The sequence below is a fragment of the Saccharothrix sp. HUAS TT1 genome (assembly GCF_040744945.1).
Taxonomy (GTDB): domain Bacteria; phylum Actinomycetota; class Actinomycetes; order Mycobacteriales; family Pseudonocardiaceae; genus Actinosynnema.
On sequence record NZ_CP160453.1, the window covers coordinates 433,413 to 451,776 of the forward strand.

At 71.5% G+C, this 18,364-nt stretch carries 20 protein-coding genes; 12 read left to right on the forward strand and 8 right to left on the reverse strand.

Features of this window, described 5'->3' with window-relative positions; translation table 11 throughout:
* Positions 1–15 precede the first annotated feature (15 nt).
* Positions 16–1,359, reverse strand: a complete 1,344-nt coding sequence (gene glnA / locus AB0F89_RS02130; protein WP_367131994.1) for a type I glutamate--ammonia ligase — start codon at positions 1,357–1,359, stop codon at positions 16–18.
* Positions 1,360–1,510: 151 nt separating this feature from the next.
* Between glnA and AB0F89_RS02135 the strand changes: the two genes are divergently transcribed.
* Genes AB0F89_RS02135 through AB0F89_RS02145 form a run of 3 tightly spaced genes read left to right on the forward strand, consistent with a single transcriptional unit; the run spans position 1,511 to position 4,294 of the window.
* Positions 1,511–2,164: an LppX_LprAFG lipoprotein gene (locus tag AB0F89_RS02135; RefSeq protein ID WP_367131996.1), complete on the forward strand. Its 654-nt coding sequence runs from the start codon at positions 1,511–1,513 to the stop codon at positions 2,162–2,164.
* Positions 2,161–3,675, forward strand: a complete 1,515-nt coding sequence (locus tag AB0F89_RS02140) for an MFS transporter (protein WP_367131998.1) — start codon at positions 2,161–2,163, stop codon at positions 3,673–3,675. Before AB0F89_RS02135 ends, AB0F89_RS02140 begins: the two co-directional genes overlap by 4 nt.
* 31 nt (positions 3,676–3,706) lie before the next feature.
* Positions 3,707–4,294, forward strand: a complete 588-nt coding sequence (locus tag AB0F89_RS02145) for a TetR family transcriptional regulator (RefSeq protein WP_367131999.1) — start codon at positions 3,707–3,709, stop codon at positions 4,292–4,294.
* Here the strand turns inward: AB0F89_RS02145 and AB0F89_RS02150 are convergent.
* The gene (locus tag AB0F89_RS02150; protein ID WP_367132001.1) at positions 4,278–5,447 is read right to left on the reverse strand and encodes an MFS transporter; all 1,170 of its coding nucleotides are present in this window, start codon (positions 5,445–5,447) and stop codon (positions 4,278–4,280) included. The genes AB0F89_RS02145 and AB0F89_RS02150 overlap by 17 nt on opposite strands.
* A 167-nt stretch (positions 5,448–5,614) precedes the next feature.
* Here AB0F89_RS02150 and AB0F89_RS02155 point away from each other — a divergent pair, with 167 nt between their 5' ends.
* The gene (locus AB0F89_RS02155; protein ID WP_367132002.1) at positions 5,615–6,247 is read left to right on the forward strand and encodes an HdeD family acid-resistance protein; all 633 of its coding nucleotides are present in this window, start codon (positions 5,615–5,617) and stop codon (positions 6,245–6,247) included.
* 101 nt (positions 6,248–6,348) lie between these two features.
* Here the strand turns inward: AB0F89_RS02155 and AB0F89_RS02160 are convergent, their stop codons facing one another.
* On the reverse strand, positions 6,349–8,064 hold the full coding sequence (locus AB0F89_RS02160) for an NAD+ synthase (RefSeq protein ID WP_367132004.1): 1,716 nt from the start codon (positions 8,062–8,064) through the stop codon (positions 6,349–6,351).
* A gap of 73 nt (positions 8,065–8,137) precedes the next feature.
* On the opposite strand from AB0F89_RS02160, the gene AB0F89_RS02165 reads away from it, so the two are divergent.
* On the forward strand, positions 8,138–9,700 hold the full coding sequence (locus tag AB0F89_RS02165; RefSeq protein ID WP_367132005.1) for an alpha/beta hydrolase: 1,563 nt from the start codon (positions 8,138–8,140) through the stop codon (positions 9,698–9,700).
* A gap of 12 nt (positions 9,701–9,712) precedes the next feature.
* Here AB0F89_RS02165 and AB0F89_RS02170 read toward each other — a convergent pair whose 3' ends face one another.
* On the reverse strand, positions 9,713–9,994 hold the full coding sequence (locus AB0F89_RS02170; protein WP_367132007.1) for a DUF4287 domain-containing protein: 282 nt from the start codon (positions 9,992–9,994) through the stop codon (positions 9,713–9,715).
* Positions 9,995–10,067: 73 nt separating this feature from the next.
* Positions 10,068–10,280: a hypothetical protein gene (locus tag AB0F89_RS02175; protein ID WP_367132009.1), complete on the reverse strand. Its 213-nt coding sequence runs from the start codon at positions 10,278–10,280 to the stop codon at positions 10,068–10,070.
* 108 nt (positions 10,281–10,388) lie between these two features.
* Between AB0F89_RS02175 and AB0F89_RS02180 the strand changes: the two genes are divergently transcribed.
* From AB0F89_RS02180 to AB0F89_RS02195, 4 genes are read left to right on the forward strand one after another with little or no spacing between them, the layout of a single operon-like run.
* A complete protein-coding gene (locus AB0F89_RS02180; protein ID WP_367132011.1) occupies positions 10,389–11,219 on the forward strand; it encodes a helix-turn-helix domain-containing protein in 831 nt (276 codons plus the stop codon).
* Positions 11,216–11,392: a DUF397 domain-containing protein gene (locus AB0F89_RS02185; RefSeq protein ID WP_367132012.1), complete on the forward strand. Its 177-nt coding sequence runs from the start codon at positions 11,216–11,218 to the stop codon at positions 11,390–11,392. Before AB0F89_RS02180 ends, AB0F89_RS02185 begins: the two co-directional genes overlap by 4 nt.
* Before the next feature lie 28 nt (positions 11,393–11,420).
* Entirely contained in the window at positions 11,421–12,170 is a 750-nt protein-coding gene (locus AB0F89_RS02190; RefSeq protein ID WP_367132014.1) for a hypothetical protein, read from the forward strand.
* 4 nt (positions 12,171–12,174) lie between these two features.
* Positions 12,175–12,693 carry an Imm1 family immunity protein gene (locus AB0F89_RS02195; RefSeq protein WP_367132016.1) on the forward strand — a complete coding sequence of 173 codons (519 nt, stop codon included), beginning with the start codon at positions 12,175–12,177 and terminating at the stop codon, positions 12,691–12,693.
* On the opposite strand, the gene AB0F89_RS02200 is transcribed toward AB0F89_RS02195, so the two are convergent.
* Entirely contained in the window at positions 12,658–13,482 is an 825-nt protein-coding gene (locus AB0F89_RS02200) for a helix-turn-helix transcriptional regulator (protein WP_367132018.1), read from the reverse strand. The two genes, AB0F89_RS02195 and AB0F89_RS02200, sit on opposite strands and share 36 nt — an antisense overlap.
* A 120-nt stretch (positions 13,483–13,602) precedes the next feature.
* Between AB0F89_RS02200 and AB0F89_RS02205 the strand changes: the two genes are divergently transcribed.
* Positions 13,603–14,352: an SDR family oxidoreductase gene (locus tag AB0F89_RS02205; RefSeq protein ID WP_367132020.1), complete on the forward strand. Its 750-nt coding sequence runs from the start codon at positions 13,603–13,605 to the stop codon at positions 14,350–14,352.
* Positions 14,353–14,397: 45 nt separating this feature from the next.
* Here the strand turns inward: AB0F89_RS02205 and AB0F89_RS02210 are convergent, their stop codons facing one another.
* Entirely contained in the window at positions 14,398–15,216 is an 819-nt protein-coding gene (locus tag AB0F89_RS02210) for a TetR/AcrR family transcriptional regulator (RefSeq protein WP_367132022.1), read from the reverse strand.
* A 65-nt stretch (positions 15,217–15,281) separates the two neighbouring features.
* Between AB0F89_RS02210 and AB0F89_RS02215 the strand changes: the two genes are divergently transcribed.
* Positions 15,282–17,015 carry a right-handed parallel beta-helix repeat-containing protein gene (locus AB0F89_RS02215; RefSeq protein ID WP_367138656.1) on the forward strand — a complete coding sequence of 578 codons (1,734 nt, stop codon included), beginning with the start codon at positions 15,282–15,284 and terminating at the stop codon, positions 17,013–17,015.
* Here AB0F89_RS02215 and AB0F89_RS02220 read toward each other — a convergent pair.
* A complete protein-coding gene (locus AB0F89_RS02220; RefSeq protein ID WP_367132024.1) occupies positions 16,993–17,352 on the reverse strand; it encodes a VOC family protein in 360 nt (119 codons plus the stop codon). The genes AB0F89_RS02215 and AB0F89_RS02220 overlap by 23 nt on opposite strands.
* A gap of 123 nt (positions 17,353–17,475) precedes the next feature.
* Between AB0F89_RS02220 and panB the strand changes: the two genes are divergently transcribed.
* Complete coding sequence (gene panB / locus AB0F89_RS02225) at positions 17,476–18,333, forward strand: 3-methyl-2-oxobutanoate hydroxymethyltransferase (protein ID WP_367132026.1); 858 nt, start codon at positions 17,476–17,478, stop codon at positions 18,331–18,333.
* The last annotated feature ends 31 nt before the right edge of the window (positions 18,334–18,364 follow it).

The window sequence follows — 18,364 nt, forward strand, 5'->3', positions numbered from 1 at the left end:
GCACCGGTGTGTCCTTCACAGGACCGGAAGGAGGTTGCGCAGCTCGTACGGCGTCACGCTGCGGCGGTACCCGTCCCACTCTGCCCGCTTGTTGCGCAGGAAGAAGTCGTACACGTGCTCCCCGAGGGCTTCGGGCAGCAGTTCGGAGTTCTCCATCTCGGTCAACGCCTCGCCCAGGTTCTGCGGCAGGTTGTCGTACCCGGCGGCGCGGCGCTCCCGGTCTGTCAACGACCACACGTCGTCCTCGGCGGGCGGCGGCAGCTCGTAGCCCTTCTCGATGCCCTTGAGGCCGGCGGCCAGTATCACCGCGTACGCCAGGTACGGGTTGCACGCCGAGTCCAGCGACCGGATCTCCACCCGGCGGGACGACGACTTGCCCGGCGAGTACATCGGCACGCGGACCAGCGCGGACCGGTTCGCGTGGCCCCAGCACACCGCCGTCGGCGCTTCGCCGCCCACGATCAGGCGCTTGTAGGAGTTCACCCACTGGTTGGTCACACCGGAGATCTCCCGGGCGTGCTTCAACAGGCCCGCGACGAACATCTTGCCGGTGTCCGACAGCTGGTAGGGGTCCTCGGCGTCGTAGAACGCGTTGCGGTCGCCCTCGAACAGGCTGACGTGCGTGTGCATGCCGCTGCCCGGCTGGTCGGTGAACGGCTTCGGCATGAACGAGGCCCGCACGCCCTGGGTGATCGCCACTTCCTTGATCACGTACCGGAACGTCATCACGTTGTCGGCCATGGTCAGGGCGTCGGCGTAGCGCAGGTCGATCTCCTGCTGGCCGGGCGCGCCCTCGTGGTGGCTGAACTCGACCGAGATGCCCATCGCCTCCAGCGCCTCGATGGCGTGCCGGCGGAAGTGGGTCGCGGTCTCGTGGCTGGTCTGGTCGAAGAAACCGCCGTTGTCCGCCGGGACCGGCTCGCGCCCGTCGTCCGGCAGGCCCTTGAGCAGGAAGAACTCCATCTCGGGGTGCACGTAGCAGGTGAAGCCCGCCTCGCTGGCCCTGGCCAGGGCGCGGCGCAGCACGTGCCTCGGGTCCGCCCACGACGGCGAGCCGTCCGGCATCGCGATGTCGCAGAACATCCGCGCCGAGTAGTGGCTCTTGTCCGGCGTCTGCCAGGGCAGCACCTGGAACGTCGACGGGTCCGGCTTGGCCACCATGTCCGACTCGTACACCCGGGCGAAGCCCTCGATGGCCGAACCGTCGAAGCCGATGCCCTCGCTGAAGGCGCCTTCCAGCTCGGCGGGCGCGATGGCCACCGACTTGAGGAAGCCCAAGACGTCGGTGAACCAGAGCCGGACGAACCGGATGTCGCGTTCCTCAAGGGTGCGGAGCACGAACTCCTGCTGGCGGTTCATGACCCGAAGCCTAGGTAAGGACGGTTAACCCCGCGTTGCCGACTCGGCGGAAAGCGCCGAGCCGTCGCCGACGTCCGGCGATTGCGCTGGTCACGGGTTCGCGTCGGTGTTCGGCCGAACCCGCGGGGCGGCTGGATCTACGATTCGACCCATGCTCCCTCGTCGCGCCCTGATCGGGTCGCTCGTGCTCGCGCTCGTGGCGGGCTGCACGTCCTCCGGCGGCGGCGCCGGTTCCCTGCCCGCCGGACCGGAACTGCTGGCCAGGACCGCCGAGGGCATGAAGGCGGTGACCAGCACCCACTTCACGATCGAGGTCGACGGCGAGCTGCCGGACGTGCCGGTGAAGGACGCCGAGGGCGACCTGAACGCCCGGGGCGAGTCCACGGGTCGGGCGAAGGTCGTGCAGTTCGGCCAGCTCATCGAGGTCGAGTACGTGCTGGTCGAGCAGGACCTGTACTTCAAGGGGCCGACCGGCGGGTTCACCAAGCTGCCCGCGGCGCTGGCGGGCCAGGTGTACGACCCGACCGCGATCCTCGACCCGGACGAGGGCGTGGCCAGGGTGCTGGCCGACGCGCGGGACGCGAAGACGGTGTCCTCGGACGACGGGGTGACCGTCGTGACGGCGACCGTGCCGAAGGACGTGGTCGCCGGGTTGGTGCCGGGCATCGACGCGGACGTGGCGTCGGAGTTCTCGATCCGTGACGACAAGCTGCAGAAGGCGCTGTTCACGCTGCCGGGCGGGGCGAAGGTGACGATCGGGCTGTCCGACTTCAACAAGCCCGTCACCGTGTCGCCGCCGGCGTGAGCGCGGTGGTGGCCGGCTCGGCGGTCCGGGCGCGGCGGTTGGCGATCGGGGCGGGCGCGACGGCGGTGCTGCTGGGCGCGCTGGACGCGTACGTGGTCGTCGGCGTGCTCGTGGACGTGGTGCGCGACCTCGGCATCCCGGTGAACCACCTGGAGCGCGCGACGCCCGTGGTGACCGGCTACCTGCTCGGGTACGTGGCCGGGATGCCGCTGCTCGGCCAGCTGTCGGACCGGTTCGGCCGGCGGCTGGTGCTGCACCTGTGCCTGATCGGGTTCGCGGTCGGCTCGGCGGTGACCGCGCTGGCGGGCGACCTGCCGCTGCTGGTGGCCGGGCGGGTGGTGCAGGGGCTGGCCGGTGGCGCGCTGCTGCCGGTGACGATGGCGCTGGTCGCCGACCTGTGGGCGGCCGAACGGCGGGCGTCGGCGTTGGGCGTGGTGGGCGCGGCGCAGGAGTTGGGCAGCGTGCTGGGCACGTTGTACGGCGTGGGGCTGGCGTCGTTGTTCAACGCCTGGTCGTTCTTCGAGTCCGTCGAGCCGCAGAGCTGGCGGTGGGTGTTCTGGGTGAACCTGCCGCTGGCCGCGGTCGCGATGGTGGTCGTGCAGCTGACCGTGCCGCGGTCGGTGCGGTCCGCGGTGCGGATCGACGTCGTCGGCGGCGGGTTGCTGGCGCTGGCGCTGTCGTCGCTGGTGGTCGGGCTCTACAACCCGGACCCGGCGCGCGCGGTGCTGCCGCCGTGGGGGTGGCCCGCGCTCGGGGCGTCGGCGGTGGTGTTCGCCGGGTTCGTGCTGTGGGAGCGGCGGTCGTCCGTGCGGCTGCTCGACCCGGCGGGGGTGGCCATGCGGCCGTTCCTGGCGTCGCTGGGCGTGTCGTTGGCGACCGGTGCGGCGCTGATGGTGACGTTGGTGGACGTGGAGCTGTTCGCGCAGACCGTGCTGGGGCGCGACTCGGCCGCGGCGGCGGGGATGCTGGCGCGGTTCCTGGTCGCGCTGCCGGTGGGCGCGCTGGTCGGCGGGTGGCTGGCGGCGCGGACGCGGCTCGGTGACCGGTGGGTGTCGTTCGCGGGGCTGGCGCTGGCGGCGGGCGCGTACGTGCTGATCGCGCAGTGGCCCGCGTCGGTGTCGTCGTTCGTGGTGGGGCGGGACCTGGCGGTGGCCGGGTTCGGGCTGGGGCTGGTGATCGCGCCGGTGTCGGCGGCGGTGCTGCGGGTGGTGCCCGACGACCGGCACGGTGTCGCTTCCGCCGCCGTGGTGGTCGCGCGGATGACGGGCATGCTGGTCGGCGTGGCCGGGTTGTCGGCCTGGGGGCTGCACCGGTTCCGGGAGCTGACGGCGGACCTGGACACGCCGCTGCCGTTCGGGGTGTCGCCGGAGGAGTTCGCCGAGAAGGCGGCGGCCTACCGGGAGGCGCTGACGGCCGCGCTGCTGACCGAGTACCACGAGATCTTCTGGATCACGGCGGTGATCTGCGCGGTCGGCGCGGCGGTGTCGTTGCTGCTGCCCCGCGTCCGGTGATCGCAACGGTTCGGTTGGTTATCATCGCGGCGTGGCCTGGAACACCGAGGAGACGCGTCGGCGCCTGAAGGAGGCGGCGGTCGTCGAGTTCGCCGCGCACGGGTTGGCGGGCACCCGGGTGGAGCGGATCGCGGCGCGGGCCGGGGTGAACAAGGAACGGCTCTACAACTACTTCGGCGACAAGGAGCAGTTGTTCAACGCCGTGCTGTCGGACGAGCTGGCCAGGATCGCGGCGGCGGTGCCGTTCGAGCCGGTGCGGGACGTCGGCGAGTACGCGGGCCGGTGCTTCGACTACCACCTGGCGAACCCGCACCTGGTGCGGTTGCTGCAGTGGGAGGCGCTGGCGTACGGGGACGGCGCGGTGGCCGACGAGGAGGGGCGGGCGGCGCACTACCGGCGGAAGGTCGAGGCTTTCCGGACCGCGCAGGCGGACGGCGTGCTGGACGCGTCGCCGGGCGCGGCCGACCTGGTGTTCATGATCATGTCGTTGACGTCGTGGTGGCTGGCCGTGCCCCAGGTGGCCCGGATGGTGACGGGCCCGGAGGACGCCGACCGCCGCCGTGCGGCCGTGGTCGAGGCGGCGCGGCGGCTGGCGGCGCAGGTCACGCCGGCGCGGTAGCGGGCGCCGGGCCGAGGGCGACGACGCCCGCCGCGACCACCAGCAGGGCGGCGAGGGTGAGGCAGATCGCGGCGAAACCGGCCGGGGCCAGGGCCGTCACCAGGACCGGGCTGATGCCGCAGCCCAGGCCGACCAGGAAGCCGTAGCCCGCCAGGGCCGCGCCCCTCGACTCGCCGGACGCCCGGCCGACCAGCGCCACCAGGGCCGGGATGGTGACCGCCAGGCCCGCCACGAAGACCGCGCTGCCGACGAGCAGCACCGGGAGCGTGGTGGAGCCGGCTTCCAGCGCCAGGCCGGCGGCGGCCACCAGGAACGCCGCGGGCGCGACCCGGTGCGGGCCGAAGCGGGTGATCAGCGGGCCGGCGAACAGGCCCAGCGCGATGCCGGGCAGGCCGGGCAGGCGCAGTAGCAGGAGGTCGGCGGCGGCGTGGATGCCGTAGCGCTCACCGACGGTCGTGGTCAGGGCGGTGTACATGCCGACGAACGTCAGCAGGAGGGTGATCGCGCCCGCGTAGGCCACGAGGAGTGGCGGACGGCGGAGAAGACCACCCAGGCTGGTGAACGTCGTCGCCAGTGGGGTGGGAGTCGGGCGGGGGATCTTGGGCAGGCGGGTGACCGCCAGTGCCACTGCCAGCAGTGCGGGGACCAGGAGCCAGAAGACCCAGCGCCAGCCGATGGCCTTGTCCACGCCCAGGGCGTACGCCTGGCCGATCAGGCCCGCCAGCAGGAACGAGCCGGACACCGCCGTCACGCCCACCGCGCGGCGTGCGGGCGGGAGGGCTTCGGCGACGTAGGCCAGGGACACGGACGGGATCGCGGCGGCGAGGAAGCCCTGGACGGCGCGGGCGGCCAGCAGCGGGGCGAAGGCGGTGGACGTGCCCGCGACGAGGCCGACCACGGCGCCCGCGGCGAGGCCGAAGGCCATCACGTGGCGGCGGTCGTAGCGGTCGGAGATGGTGCCGAAGACCAGGTTGCCCAGCGCGAACGCGAACCCGAAGCCGCCGCCGACCCACGAGGCCGCGGAGAGGGTGACGTCGTAGCGGTCGGCCACGCCGGGGAGCAGCGGGACGGTCAGGTAGAGCTGGCCCACCGCCAGGATCACGGCGGCGACGAGGGTGGCGATCAGCAGGGGTGGGCGGGTCGGCCTGGGCACGGCGCTCCTCGGTTCCAACGCTCGGGTTGGACTTGACCGTACGCCGGAGCCGTCGCCGACTCCAACGGTGGAGATGGAATGTGCGGCGAGTCACCGGGGTGCAGGTGGACCACTCGGGCGGGTGACATGCGCTGCGGGCGGGCGGCAACGGACGGACCATGGCCCGCATGACGTATCCAGAGGCGAACACCGCTGGTCAGGCCGCGCGGGGTGAGTTGCGGGCCGGTCAGCCGAAGGCGTTGTGGATCACCTTTGGGGTGATCACCGTGGTGATCGGACTGGCGGTGATGCTGTGGCCGGGCCTGACGGTGCTCGCGGCGGCCGTCCTGTTCGGCGTGCAGCTGCTGGTCACCGGGGTGTTCTGGCTGGTGGGCTCGTTCAGCGCGGACTCGATGGGCCACCGGCGGTGGTTGTCGGCGGTGGCCGGGCTGCTGGCGCTGGTGGCGGGGATCCTGTGCTTGCGCGAGCCGTTCCAGACGGTGGCGGTGCTGGCGTTGCTGCTGGGGGCGACCTGGGTCGTCGGCGGGGTGGCCGAGGTCTTCCACGGGTTCGGGAACAGCGGGTGGGCGGTGTTCTCCGGGGTGGTGACCACGATCGGGGGAATTGTGGTGCTGGTGTGGCCGGTGGCGAGCGTGATCGCGCTGGCCTGGCTGCTCGCCGTCGTGCTGGTGGTGTTCGGGGCGCTGGCCATCGCGGGCGCGATCGGCGCCGGTCACTCGCCGAAGGCCGGCACCCGCACCGCGCCCACCACCGGCACGAGCGGGCCGACGGGCACGACCGGCACCACGGCAACCGCCTAGGCCACGCTCGACGCACGCCGACTGCGGCCGGTGGGATTGCACGGCCGACAGCTCGGAGGGATGGGCGCGGGCAGCGGGGTGGGGTGCCGGTTGCCCCTCTGTCAGCCCTCGCGCCAGCCGCTGGTGATCGGCAGGCGGCGGTCGCGGCCGAAGGCCTTGAAGGTGATCTTGGTGCCCGGCGGGTACTGGCGGCGCTTGTACTCGGCCTTGTCGACCATGCGCAGGACCTTGTCGATGAGCTCGTGCGAGAAGCCCATCGCGATCAGGTCGCGGTACCCCTTGTCCCCCTCCACGTAGTCGTCCAGCACGGAGTCGAGCAGGTCGTAGTCCGGCAGCGAGTCGGTGTCGACCTGGCCCGGGCGCAGCTCGGCCGACGGCGGCTTGGTGATCGAGTTCTCCGGGATCGGCGGCACCTCCCCCAGCTTCTCCGCCTGCGCGTTGCGCCACCGCGCCAGGTCCCACACCAGCGTCTTGAGCACGTCCTTGATCGGCGCGAACCCGCCGACCGCGTCGCCGTAGATGGTCGAGTAGCCCACCGCCAGCTCGGTCTTGTTGCCGGTGGCCAGCACCAGGTGGCCGTGCTGGTTCGACAACCCCATCAACGTCACGCCGCGGCACCGGGCCTGGACGTTCTCCTCCGCCAGCCCGGTCAGCCCGAGCTGGTCGACGAACACGGCGACCATGTCCGCGATCGGCTGCTCCGAGTAGTGGCAGCCGGTGCGCTGGGCCAGGTCGTGCGCGTCGGACTTCGAGTGGTCCGACGAGTACACCGACGGCATGGACACGCCGTACACGTTGTCGGCGCCGAGGGCGTCCACCGACAGGGAGGCCACCACGGCCGAGTCGATGCCGCCGGACAGCCCGAGGACGACCGAGCGGAAGCCGTTCTTGTGCGCGTAGTCCCGCAGGCCGGTGACGAGGGCGTGCCACACCTCCGCCTCGTCGGACAGCGGCTCGGCGGGCTGCGGGACGGGCAGCGGGTCGTAGGTCGGGAGCGGGTCATGGGTCAAGGATCGGCGGTGGACCACAAACCCGCCGTAACCACCTTCGGTCCTGGGCGTCCCGCCCGGCAGGTCCAGGTCCAGCACGACCAGGTGCTCCACGAACTGGGGCGCGCGGGTGATCAGCGAACCGTCCGCGGTGACCACCATCGTGTCACCGTCGAACACCAGCTCGTCCTGCCCGCCGATCAGGTTCACGTACGCCAGCGGCGCGCCCGCCTCGACCGCCCGCCGCGCCACCAGCGGCAGCCGGGCGTCGTCCTTCTTGCGCTCGTAGGGCGACGCGTTCGGCGAGACCACCAGGTCCACCCCGGCCTCGCCGAGCGCCGCGATCGGACCGCCGTCCTGCCACAGGTCCTCGCAGATCACCATGCCGACCTCAAGACCGTGCACGCGCACGACGTCCAGAGTGTCGCCGGGCGTGAAGTACCGGCGCTCGTCGAACACCCCGTAATTGGGCAGGTGGTGCTTGTACTGCCGAGCCACCACCTCACCCCGGTGCAGCACGGCGGCGGCGTTGCGCATGCCGTGCTCGTCGCGGTCGAGGTAGCCGACGAACACCGCCAGCTCGCCGCACCCCGCGTCGTCCAGCGCGGTGGCGAGCCCGGTCAGGGCGTCCTTGGACGCCTCGGCGAACGACACCCGCAGCGCCAGGTCCTCGACCGGGTACCCGGTCAGCGCCATCTCGGGGAAGACCGCCAGGTGGGCGCCGGCCTCGACGGCCTTGCGGGACCACTCGAGGACGAGTTCGGTGTTGCCCGTCAGGTCGCCGACACAGGCGTTGACCTGGGCGAGGGCGAGTCGGAGCTGTGGCATGCAGGCATTCTCGCTCACCCGGGGCGGCCTTGGCGGGCGTTGTGGCGGACGAGTCACACCTACGATCGAACGCGTGCGCCGTCGGATGATGCTCCTCCTCGCCCTCCCGCTGCTCGCGTCGTGCACGAGCGTGCTGCCCGGGTCGCCCACCGCCGGCACCGCGCTGGAGCGGAGAGGGCCGGCCGGGGCGGTGCCGGCGGGGCTGGAGCGGTTCTACGGCCAGCAGCTGGGCTGGGAGGACTGCGCGCCCTACGCCACGACCGGGTCGTCCACGACGCTGTTCAAGAACAAGAAGTCGATCGAGTGCACCCGGCTGGAAGTGCCCCTCGACTACGCCGAGCCCGAGGGCCGCACGATCCGGGTCGGCCTGCTGCGGCAGCGCGCGGCCGGTGACCGGATCGGGTCGCTGATCATCAACCCCGGCGGTCCGGGCGCGTCCGGCATGGCGGCGGCGGCGAGCCTGGGCACGCAGGTCAAGGGTTCCCCGGTGGGTGACAGCTTTGACCTGATCGGGTTCGACCCGCGCGGCGTCGGGGCGAGCGAGCCGCAGGTCAGGTGCCTGACCAACGAGGAACGGGACGCCGACCGGCTGGACACCGACGTGGACACGTCACCCAGCGGTGTGGCGGAGACCGAGGCCGAGAACAAGGCGTACGCGGAGAAGTGCGCCGAGGCGACCGGCGTCGACGTGCTGGCCAACATCGGCACCCGGGACGTGGTGCGCGACCTGGACGTGATGCGGTCCGCGCTCGGCGACGAGAAGCTGACCTACCTCGGCTACTCCTACGGCACGCACATCGGCGCGGCCTACGCGCAGGCGTTCCCCGGCAACGTGCGGGCGCTCGTGCTGGACGGCGCGGTGGACCCCACGCAGAACCAGGTCGAGTCGCTGATCGCGCAGGGCGCCGGGTTCCAGAAGGCGTTCGACGCGTTCGCCGCGTGGTGCGCGACCCGGCAGGACTGCGCCCTGGGCAGCGACCCGGCGAAGGCCAACCAGGCGTTCCGCGAGCTGACGCTGCCGCTCGTGCAGCGGCCGGTGGCGGTGGGCGAGCGGAAGCTGTCGTACAACGACGCGATCACCGGCGCGATCCAGGCGATGTACTCGGAGGAGCTGTGGGCGCCGCTGAACGCCGGGTTGACCGAGCTGAAGAACAACCGCGGTGACGTGCTCATGCTGCTGGCGGACAACTACTTCGACCGCGACAAGGAAGGCCGGTACTCGACCATCACGGACGCGTTCGTCGCGGTGAAGTGCGTGGACGAGCCGCGGATCACGGACAGGGCCGTGCTGGACGACGTCGCGCGGCGGTACAAGGCGGCCGCGCCGTTCCTGGACGACGGCCAGCCGGCGGCCGGTGCGCTGGACTCGTGCGCGTTCTGGCCCGTGCCGCCGACCGTGCAGGAGCAGGAGCCGGTGTCCGGCCTGCCGCCGGTGCTGGTGATCTCCACGACCGGCGACCCGGCCACGCCGTACGAGGCGGGCGTCAGCCTGGCGAAGGAGCTGGGCGGCGGGCTGCTGACGTTCGAGGGCAACCAGCACACCGTCTACCTGCAGGGCAACTCGTGCGTGGACGACGCCGGGGACGAGTACCTGATCGGGTTGGAGCTGCCCGCCGAGGGGACGCGCTGCTCCTGACCTCGTGGCGGGTCAGCGGTTGGCCAGGCCGTCCACCCGCAGGGTCGCGGAGGCGTCCCGGTGGGCGCCGGAGCCGCCGACGTGCTTGTCGCTGATCGCGGTGCCGTTCTTGAGCACGTGGTACAGCGCCATCCCGTGACCGCGACCCAGGTCGTAGTCGTTCTTCAGCCAGTCGAGGACGACGCCCGCCTTGGTGGTCGCGCCGTAGCCGCGGTCACCGGCCTCCGCCAGCAGCTCCGCCGGTGTCTTGCCGGTCTTCCGCTCGATGGTGTCGAGGTACGCCTGGAAGGACATCGTCGGCTCCTGTTCGTCGGGTGCCGCTTCAGCGTAGGACAAGTTTGTCTGTCATGACAACTTTTTTATTCGGTCATAGCCAGAGCAGCTCGGAGCCCTTGAACAGGTGCAGGCAGCTCTCGGGACCCTGGAGGTCCATGCGAAGCATGCCGTCCTCGGTGACGACCTGAGCGCTCTCCTCGAACGCCAAACCCCACGCGGCGACCTGCAGGTCCGGGTCGCGCTCCACCACGGCGAACAGGCGGGGAGCCACCTCGGACACCGACTCGCGCTCTTCTTCGGTCATGCCTGAACGCTAAATCTGAACGTTCAGGTTGACCAGTCGCCTGATCAGGTGACGAGATGGCCGCCGGGGCTCGGGCAGACTGGCGGCGATCGACTTCGAGGAGACAGAGTGACCACCAGCGGTCAGAGCCCGACCGACTATCGCGCACGACTCGCCGAGCGGCTGAAGGAGTTGATGCGGCGCAGCGGCAAGGAGCGCGCCGACATCATGCGGACGCTGGGTTGCTCGGTGTCCAAGGTCGGCACGATCCTGCGCGGCGACACCTCGGTCCCGCCGTTGGAGCTGGCCGCGCTGCTGGACCTGTTCGGGGTCGAGGGCGAGGAGCGGGCGGATTTGCTGCACCTGGGCGAGGAGGCGCGTCGGCGGCGGCCGAAGACGCCGTGGGGATCGGCGATCCCGGACCGGCTGCGGAAGTTCTTCAACACCGAGGAGACGGCGCGGCGGATCGAGCTGTACCGGCCGGACCTGCTGCACGGTCTCGTCCAGACCGAGGCCTACGCGCGGGCGGTGATCGAAACGAACGCGACGCTGCGCCCGGAGGACGTCGAGCGCCTGGTCCAGGCGCGGATGGCCAGGCAGGCGCGGCTGACCGGGCCGAACCCGCCGGACTACACGCTGGTGATCAGGCAGTCGGTGCTGCGGGCACCGGTCGGGACGCCGGAGATCCGGTTCGAGCAGTTGGCGCACCTCAAGAAGCTGGCCGGGCTGCCACACGTGACGATCCGGGTCATCCCGGACAGCGTCGGCCTGACGAGCGCGCTCTACTTCCCGTTCATGATCCTCACGCCGCCTGCGGACCGCGCCAAGACCGTGTACCTGGAGACGTTGACGGACGGGCTGTTGGTGGACGAGGAGAGCCGGATCTCCCACTACGAAGCCGTTTTCCGGGAACTTCTGGCGATCTCGGTCACCGATCTGCTTGATAGCGTTGAGGCATGACTTGGCGGAAGAGCAGCTACAGCGGGAACAGCGGTGGTGATTGCGTCGAGTTGCGGGCGGGCCTGGACGCCGTTCGGGACTCCAAGAACGCGGACGGGCCGGTGCTGGAGTTCGAGCCGGATCGCTTGCGGGCCTTCGTGGGCGCTGTGAAGGCAGGTGTCCTCGACGGCTGACTCCCTCCTCGCCGGGGTCTGGACGCAGGTGGTCACGGCGCTCGACAGGGCAGCCGAGGCGGCCCACCACCTCAACACCGCCTTCGGCCTGTTCTGCGACGCGATCGACCGCCTGCACACGACGCTCCACGGCAGCCAGGGCGGCACGCGAGCGGCCGTGGAGGAGGTGCTGGACACCGTTGCGGTGGCCGCCAGGGTGCTCTGGGCTCTCCAGCTGGCGTACCTCGACGCCGAACGGCTGATCAACGCGTACATCAAGAGCCTCGACGGCACCCCACCGCCGAGGGCTGTCGAGTTCCCCGGCCACGTGGAACCCGACGCCCACTTCGGCCCGAATCCGAACCGCCACTACCCGGCCCTCGTGAAGGTGCCGTTGGTGAGAGCCGGTGAACCGGCGCACCGGACGAACACCTGGGCCACCCGGGTGCGACGGGGACTACCCGAGTACGAAGCCGGCAAGACTGACGGCGCCCTGTACGTGGACAGCGACCGCTCCTGGCGGTTGCTCAGTGGTGTGGACCGCAACGGCGGACTGACCGGAGAAGCCGAAAAGCACATCCCGCAAGCCATCGGCAACGGATTCTTCGAAGGCAAGCCGGTCCGGTTCGTCGTCGGTCACGCCCGGATGCTCAAGCAAGCTGCGACACACGTGGAGACGAAAGCCGCAGTGCGGTGTTTCCAGGCCGTCGAACTCATCCTCCGCAGGGGGCAGACCATGCGGGTGTGGGTCGTCGGCGAGGCACGGCCGATCGTCATCCGCGGCAAGGCAAGGGGGTGAAGGAGTGCACTTCAACTTCTTCGGGCACGTGAAGGGCAGGTACAACCGCAGCGAGGAGCCCCTGGCCACCACGGTGGAGGAGGCGAAGGCGGTGGTCGATCACCTCCTGACCACTTCCCCCTCTGAGGAGGACACGCAGGTGGTGGTCTCGCGGAGCGACACGGTCGACGGCATCGAGGTCATCGTCGATCCGGGGACCGGTTACGTGACCTTGAGTTGGAGCGGGTACCTCCAGTCGAAGAACCCGACGCCCTTCGCCGACGCCCCGCTGATCGCGCACAACTACGACGACGACCCGTTGATCCACATGGCGCGGAGCTCGTACGTTTCGGTGGAGGTGGCGCGGGAGGCGTTGTACCAGTACGTGGAGACCGGTGGGCAGCCCACGGCCGTGGAGTGGGAGCCGCAGGTGTTCGAGGTGTACGAACTCCCCGGTTGGGTGGCCGACGAGCCGGAGGAGGCCCGGCACTTCGTGCTGATCGAACCGTCAGGCGTCGACGGAGGCGGCCCAGCTCGCCAGTAGTTTCAGGCGGTCCTCGGTCGGTGAGCCGACCTTGGCGGTGTAGACGGCCAGGACCACGTCCTGGTCGCCGACCGGTTGCAGGGTCTCGTAGTCCAGGTCCAGGTCGCCGACGACCGGGTGGTGGACGAGCTTGGTGCCGTGCGTCTTCTCCAGCACCTTGTGCTGCGCCCACAGCTTCCGGAACGTCTCGTCCTTCACCGACAGCTCCCCCACCAGCGCCGCCAGCCTGGCGTCGTTCGGGTTCCGGCCCGCGTCCAACCTGAGGAACGCCACCATGTCGGCGGCGACGGCGGGCCAGTCGCGGTAGAAGGTGCGGGATTCCGGGCGCAGGAACGTGTGCCTGGCGGAGTTCCGCTCCTCCGGCGCCTGGTCGGTGAAGCCGTACAGGGCGTCGGCCAGGGGGTTCCAGGCCAGGATGTCGGCGCGGCGGCCCATCACGAACGCGGGGACGTCGTCGACCATGTCCAGCAACCGGCGCAGTCCCGGGCGGACTCGTTGGGGGGCCGGGCGCTTGGACGGCGCGGGGCGGACGAGGTTGCGCAGGTGGGCGCGTTCGGTCTCGTCCAGGCGCAGCACGCGGGCGACCGCGTCCAGCACCGCGTCCGACACCGCCGGGGTCCGGCCCTGTTCCAGGCGCATGTAGTAGTCCACGCTGACGCCGGCCAGCAGCGCCAGCTCCTCGCGTCGCAGGCCGGGCACGCGTCGGCGACCGCCACCGGGCAGGCCGACGTCGTCCGGGCGGACGCGAGCCCGGCGGCTGCGGAGGAATTCGCCGAGGTCGTGGTTCACCCACCCAGTATGGCGGCCGGCGACCCCCGGAGCCTGGGTACTGCCGGACCTGGGGAACGCGGTTCCACAGGTGGAGCAGGGCCTCCGGTACCTCGCCCGAACAGGCCCAGTGTTGGTGCCATGACCTACGACCTGAACAACCGCACCGCCGTCGTCACCGGCGCCGCCAGTGGCATCGGCTCCGAGATCGCGCTCGTCCTGGCCCGGTCGGGGGCGAGGGTCGCGCTGCTGGCCCGCCGGGCGGACCGGCTCGCCGAGCTGGCCGACCAGATCGCCGCCGAGGGCGGGCAAGCGCTTGCGGTGGCCGCCGACGTGACCGGTGACCTCACCGGGGCGGTGGAGGCGGTGCACGCCGCCTTCGGCCGGGTCGACCTGGTGGTGAACAACGCGGGCGTGATGCTCGCGAACCCCCTCACCGCGGGCCGGGACGACGAGTGGCACCGGATGATCGACACCAACCTCAAGGGCCTGCTGAACGTGACCCGGGCGTTCACCGCCGACCTGGTCGAGGCGGGCGCCACCGGCGCCGCGGACCTGGTGAACATCTCGTCCGTCGGCGCGCACCTGACGTTCCCCAACTACGCCGTCTACACCGCGACCAAGGCGGCGGTCACGCACCTGTCGGCGAACCTGCGCACCGAGCTGGGCCCGAAGGGCGTGCGGGTGACCAACGTCGAGCCCGGCCTGGTCAGCAGCGAGCTGGCCGACCACATGGACAACCCCGAGGTCGACGCGCACCTGGCGGCGTGGCGGGAAGAGGTGCCGCCGCTGAGCCCGGCCGACATCGGCGACGTGGTCGGGTTCGCCACCAGCCGACCCAGGCAGGTGAACCTGCGGCAGCTCGTGGTGCTGCCGACCGTGCAGGTCTGAGCCCCGGACGCGGACACCGCCCACCGACCCCGGTCGGTGGGCGGTTCACGTCTTGCGCCGGCGGTAGGCGCGTTGCTGGCACGCGCGCGAGCAGTACGCGCGCGGTCGGCCGGAGGCGGGTTGCACCACCGGATTGCCGCACACCTGACAGCTTTCATCACGCTTTACATCACGCTTGTTGACCAGCAGTTCGATGCCGTCCAGCAGGCGGGCCAGGCCGAACTCGAAGGGCGACTCCGGCTGGTCGTAACCGCCGGCCTCCCACAGCCCGGACAACGTCGAGTAGCGGTCGAAGCGGGCGAACAGCGTGTCACGCGCCCCCCACCACTGCTCGTCGCTCACCCCCGTGCTGCGCTCCGCCCGCGCGGCCTCGACCAGGGCCGACGCCTCGGCGTCCACGAACCGGCCGACCAGGCCGACCGACGCGACCACCTCGGCGGGGGTGAGGCCGGTGCCGACGAGGATGCCCAGCGCGTGCTCGTAGTGGGCGAGCGCGTTCGGCCCCGGCACGTGCCGACCGCCCCGCACCTCGGCCAGCCAGGGGTGGCGTTCCCGCAGCTCCCAGGCGAACCGGGCGTACTCCTCCAGCTGCGACCGCCACCCGCTGCCCGGCGTCGTCGCGGGCGGTTCGCCGAGCACGGCGTCGCGCATCAGGTCGACCAGGTGGTCGCGGCCGGGCACGTGGCGGTACAGGGACATGGTGGTGAAGCCGAGCCGTTCGGCGACCTTGCGCATGGACAGCCCGGCCAGGCCCTCGGCGTCGGCCACCCCGACCGCGGCGCCGACGATCACCTCCAGGTTCAGCCCCGACCGGGCGCCCCACAGCAGCTCGACGCCGCGGTCCGGGTCGTCCGCCTTCCCCATCACCCACCTCCGATTCCATGATATACATCTCGCGGTTTACGGCATAAACAACCTGGGGCGTGATCATGGTCGAGTTCTACGTCTCCCCCACCGGGGACGATTCCACTGCGGGCACCGCCGACCGGCCGTTCGGCACGGTCGAACGCGCACGGCGGGCGGCACGGGAGGTGCGCGGCGACGTCACCGTGCACCTCAGGGCGGGCACGCACGTGCTCACCGAGCCGTTCGAGCTGGACGAGGACGACTCCGGGGTCGTCTACCAGGCGTTCGAGCGGGAGGAGGCGGTCATCAGCGGCGGGCGCGCGGTCACCGGTCGGCGCGACCCGGACGGGGTCTGGCGGGCCGAGGTCGGCGACCTCGTCACCCGGCACCTCGTGGTCGACGGGCGGCGGGTCGAGCGGGCGGGGGTCGACGGGCTGCCCGGCGCGGTCCGCCGCACGGCCACCGGCTACGTCACCGACGCCCCGCTGGACTGGCACAGCACCACCGGCGTCGAGTTCGTGCACCGGGGCGTCTACCCGTGGACCGAGGCGCGCGCGGCGGTGGCCTCCACCACCCGCGAGGGCGACGGGACGGTGATCACCATGGCGCAGCCGGCGTTCGGCTGGGCCCAGGACGTCTACAACTCGGAGTGGTCCGGCCAGGTGTCGTCGGGGCTGCCCGAGCCGACCCGGGTGGAGAACGACCCGGCGTTCCTGACGCCCGGCACGTTCGCCCTGGACCGGTCGCGGCCCGGTCACCACGTGCTGCACTACCTCCCCCTCCCGGACGAGGACGACCCGCACGTCGTCGCGCCCGCGCTGGAGGTGCTGCTGCGCGCCACCGGCACCCGTGACGTGGCGTTCCGGGGCCTGGTGTTCGCCGACACGACGTGGCTGCGGCCCGGTGGCGAGCGGGGGTTCCTGCACTACCACGCGAACGGCTACTACGACGGCGGCCGGATCGGGAGGGTCGACGTGGCCGAGGGCGCGTGGCTGACCGTGCCGGAGGAGCACGAGCTGATCCCCGCGGGCGTGCGGCTCGACGGGACGACCGGTGTGCGGTTCGAGGGGTGCCGGTTCACCAGGTTGGGCGCCACCGGGCTCGGCGCGACCGGCGGCGCGGACCTCGTGGTGCGCGGCTGCGACTTCGACGCGATCGCCGCGTCCGCCATCGCGGTCACCGGCACCAGGGGGGCGCTGGTCGAGGACAACCTCGTGGAACGGGTGGGGCTGGACCACTCCGGGTCGGCCGGGATCACGGTCCAGGGCACCGAGGGGTGCGCCGTCGAGCACAACCACGTGCACGACGTGCCGCACAACGGCATCGTCGCCAACCCGGGTCGGGGCACCCGGATCGCGCACAACCTGGTCACCGACTCCATGGGCGTGCTGGCCGACGGCGGTGGCGTCTACCTGTCCGGACCGCAGGGCGACTCCTTCGAGAGCGGCGCGCTGATCAGCGGGAACGTCATCGAGAACGTCCGCACGCCGTACAACTTCGGCCTCTACGCCGACTACGGCGCCAGGTGGGTGCGGATCGAGGGGAACGCGGTCTCCCGCGCGGACAACACCGCCGTGCTGCACGTCGGCCCGCCGTTGGAGCACGTCGTGTTCGAGGGCAACACGTGGGACGCCGACCCGGTGGGCGGCGACGACGTGCCGCCCGGCGTCACCTACCGGGGGAACACCACGGTCACCGGCCCGGACTTCGCCGCCGCCACCGCCGAGGTCCGGGCGCGGGCGGGCCTGCTCACGGCCCGCGGGCCCGCGACGCCGGGGCTCAGGGCTCCGGGGCTCAGGGCTCCACGCGGCGCTTGAGCAGGCAGAACTCGTTGCCCTCGGGGTCCTGCAGGACGTGCCAGCCGACGTCCCCCTGGCCGATGTCGACGTGACGCGCCCCGAGCGCGAGCAGGCGTTCCAGCTCGGCGTCCTGCTCGCGGTCGGTGGCGTTGACGTCGATGTGCAGGCGCAGCTTCTGCGCCTTCGGCTCCGGGACGGCCAGGAGCAGCAGCGTCGGGAACTCGCCCGCGCGGCCGATCTCGACGCTCTCCTCGTCGCGGTCGAGCACCTGGTAGTCGAGCACTTCACACCAGAACGCGGCGAGCGCTCCCGGGTCGGCGCAGTCCAGGACCAGTTCTGTGATGCGGCAGGCCATGGCGTGTGAAGCTACTCGCACTCCGTGCAATTCCCCTTGCGTCGGTGTCAGGCTGAGTGGGTAACCGTGCAACAAGCGCCCGGGGACCCGCGACGGAGCGGGCCTCGAGGGAGGACGGTCGACATGGCCTCGACTGAGGTAACCGCGCCCTACGGGAACGGGGCCGGCAACAACGCCCCCACCGGCAAGAAGGTGCGCATCCACCACCTGCGGGAGATGAAGGAACGCGGCGAGCCGTGGCCCATGCTCACCGCCTACGACATGTACACCGCGGAGCTGTTCGACGAGGCCGGCATCCCGGTGCTGCTGGTCGGCGACTCGGCGTCCAATAACGTCTACGGCTACGACACGTCCTTGCCGGTGACGGTGGACGAGCTGATCCCGCTGGTCCGGGGCGTGACCCGGGCGGTGCAGCGGTCGCTGGTCGTGGCCGACCTGCCGTTCGGCTCCTACCAGGTCTCGGTCGAGCAGGCCGTGGCGACCGCGGTGCGGTTCATGAAGGAGGGCCGCGCGCACGCGGTGAAGCTCGAAGGCGGGAAGCACTTCGCACCGCACGTCGAGGCCATCGTGCGGGCGGGCATCCCGGTCATGGCGCACGTCGGCTTCACCCCGCAGAGCGAGCACCAGCTCGGCGGCTACCGGGTGCAGGGACGCCGGGAGGCGTTCGACTCGGTGGTGGAGGACGCGCACGCCGTCGAGGCCGCGGGCGCGTTCGCCGTGGTGCTGGAGATGGTGACCGGCGAGGTCGCCAAGCAGATCACGCACGACCTGCGCATCCCGACCGTCGGCATCGGCGCGGGACCGGACACCGACGCGCAGGTGCTGGTGTGGCAGGACATGATGGGCCTGCGGCGCGGCCGGGCGCCCCGGTTCGTGAAGCGGTACGCCGACGTGGCCGGCGTGATGAAGTCGGCGGCGGAGCAGTTCGCCGCCGAGGTGAAGGGCCACCAGTTCCCCGGGCCCGAGCACACCTTCCACTGACGGGTTTCGGTCGCCGCACGGGTTGGTCGCC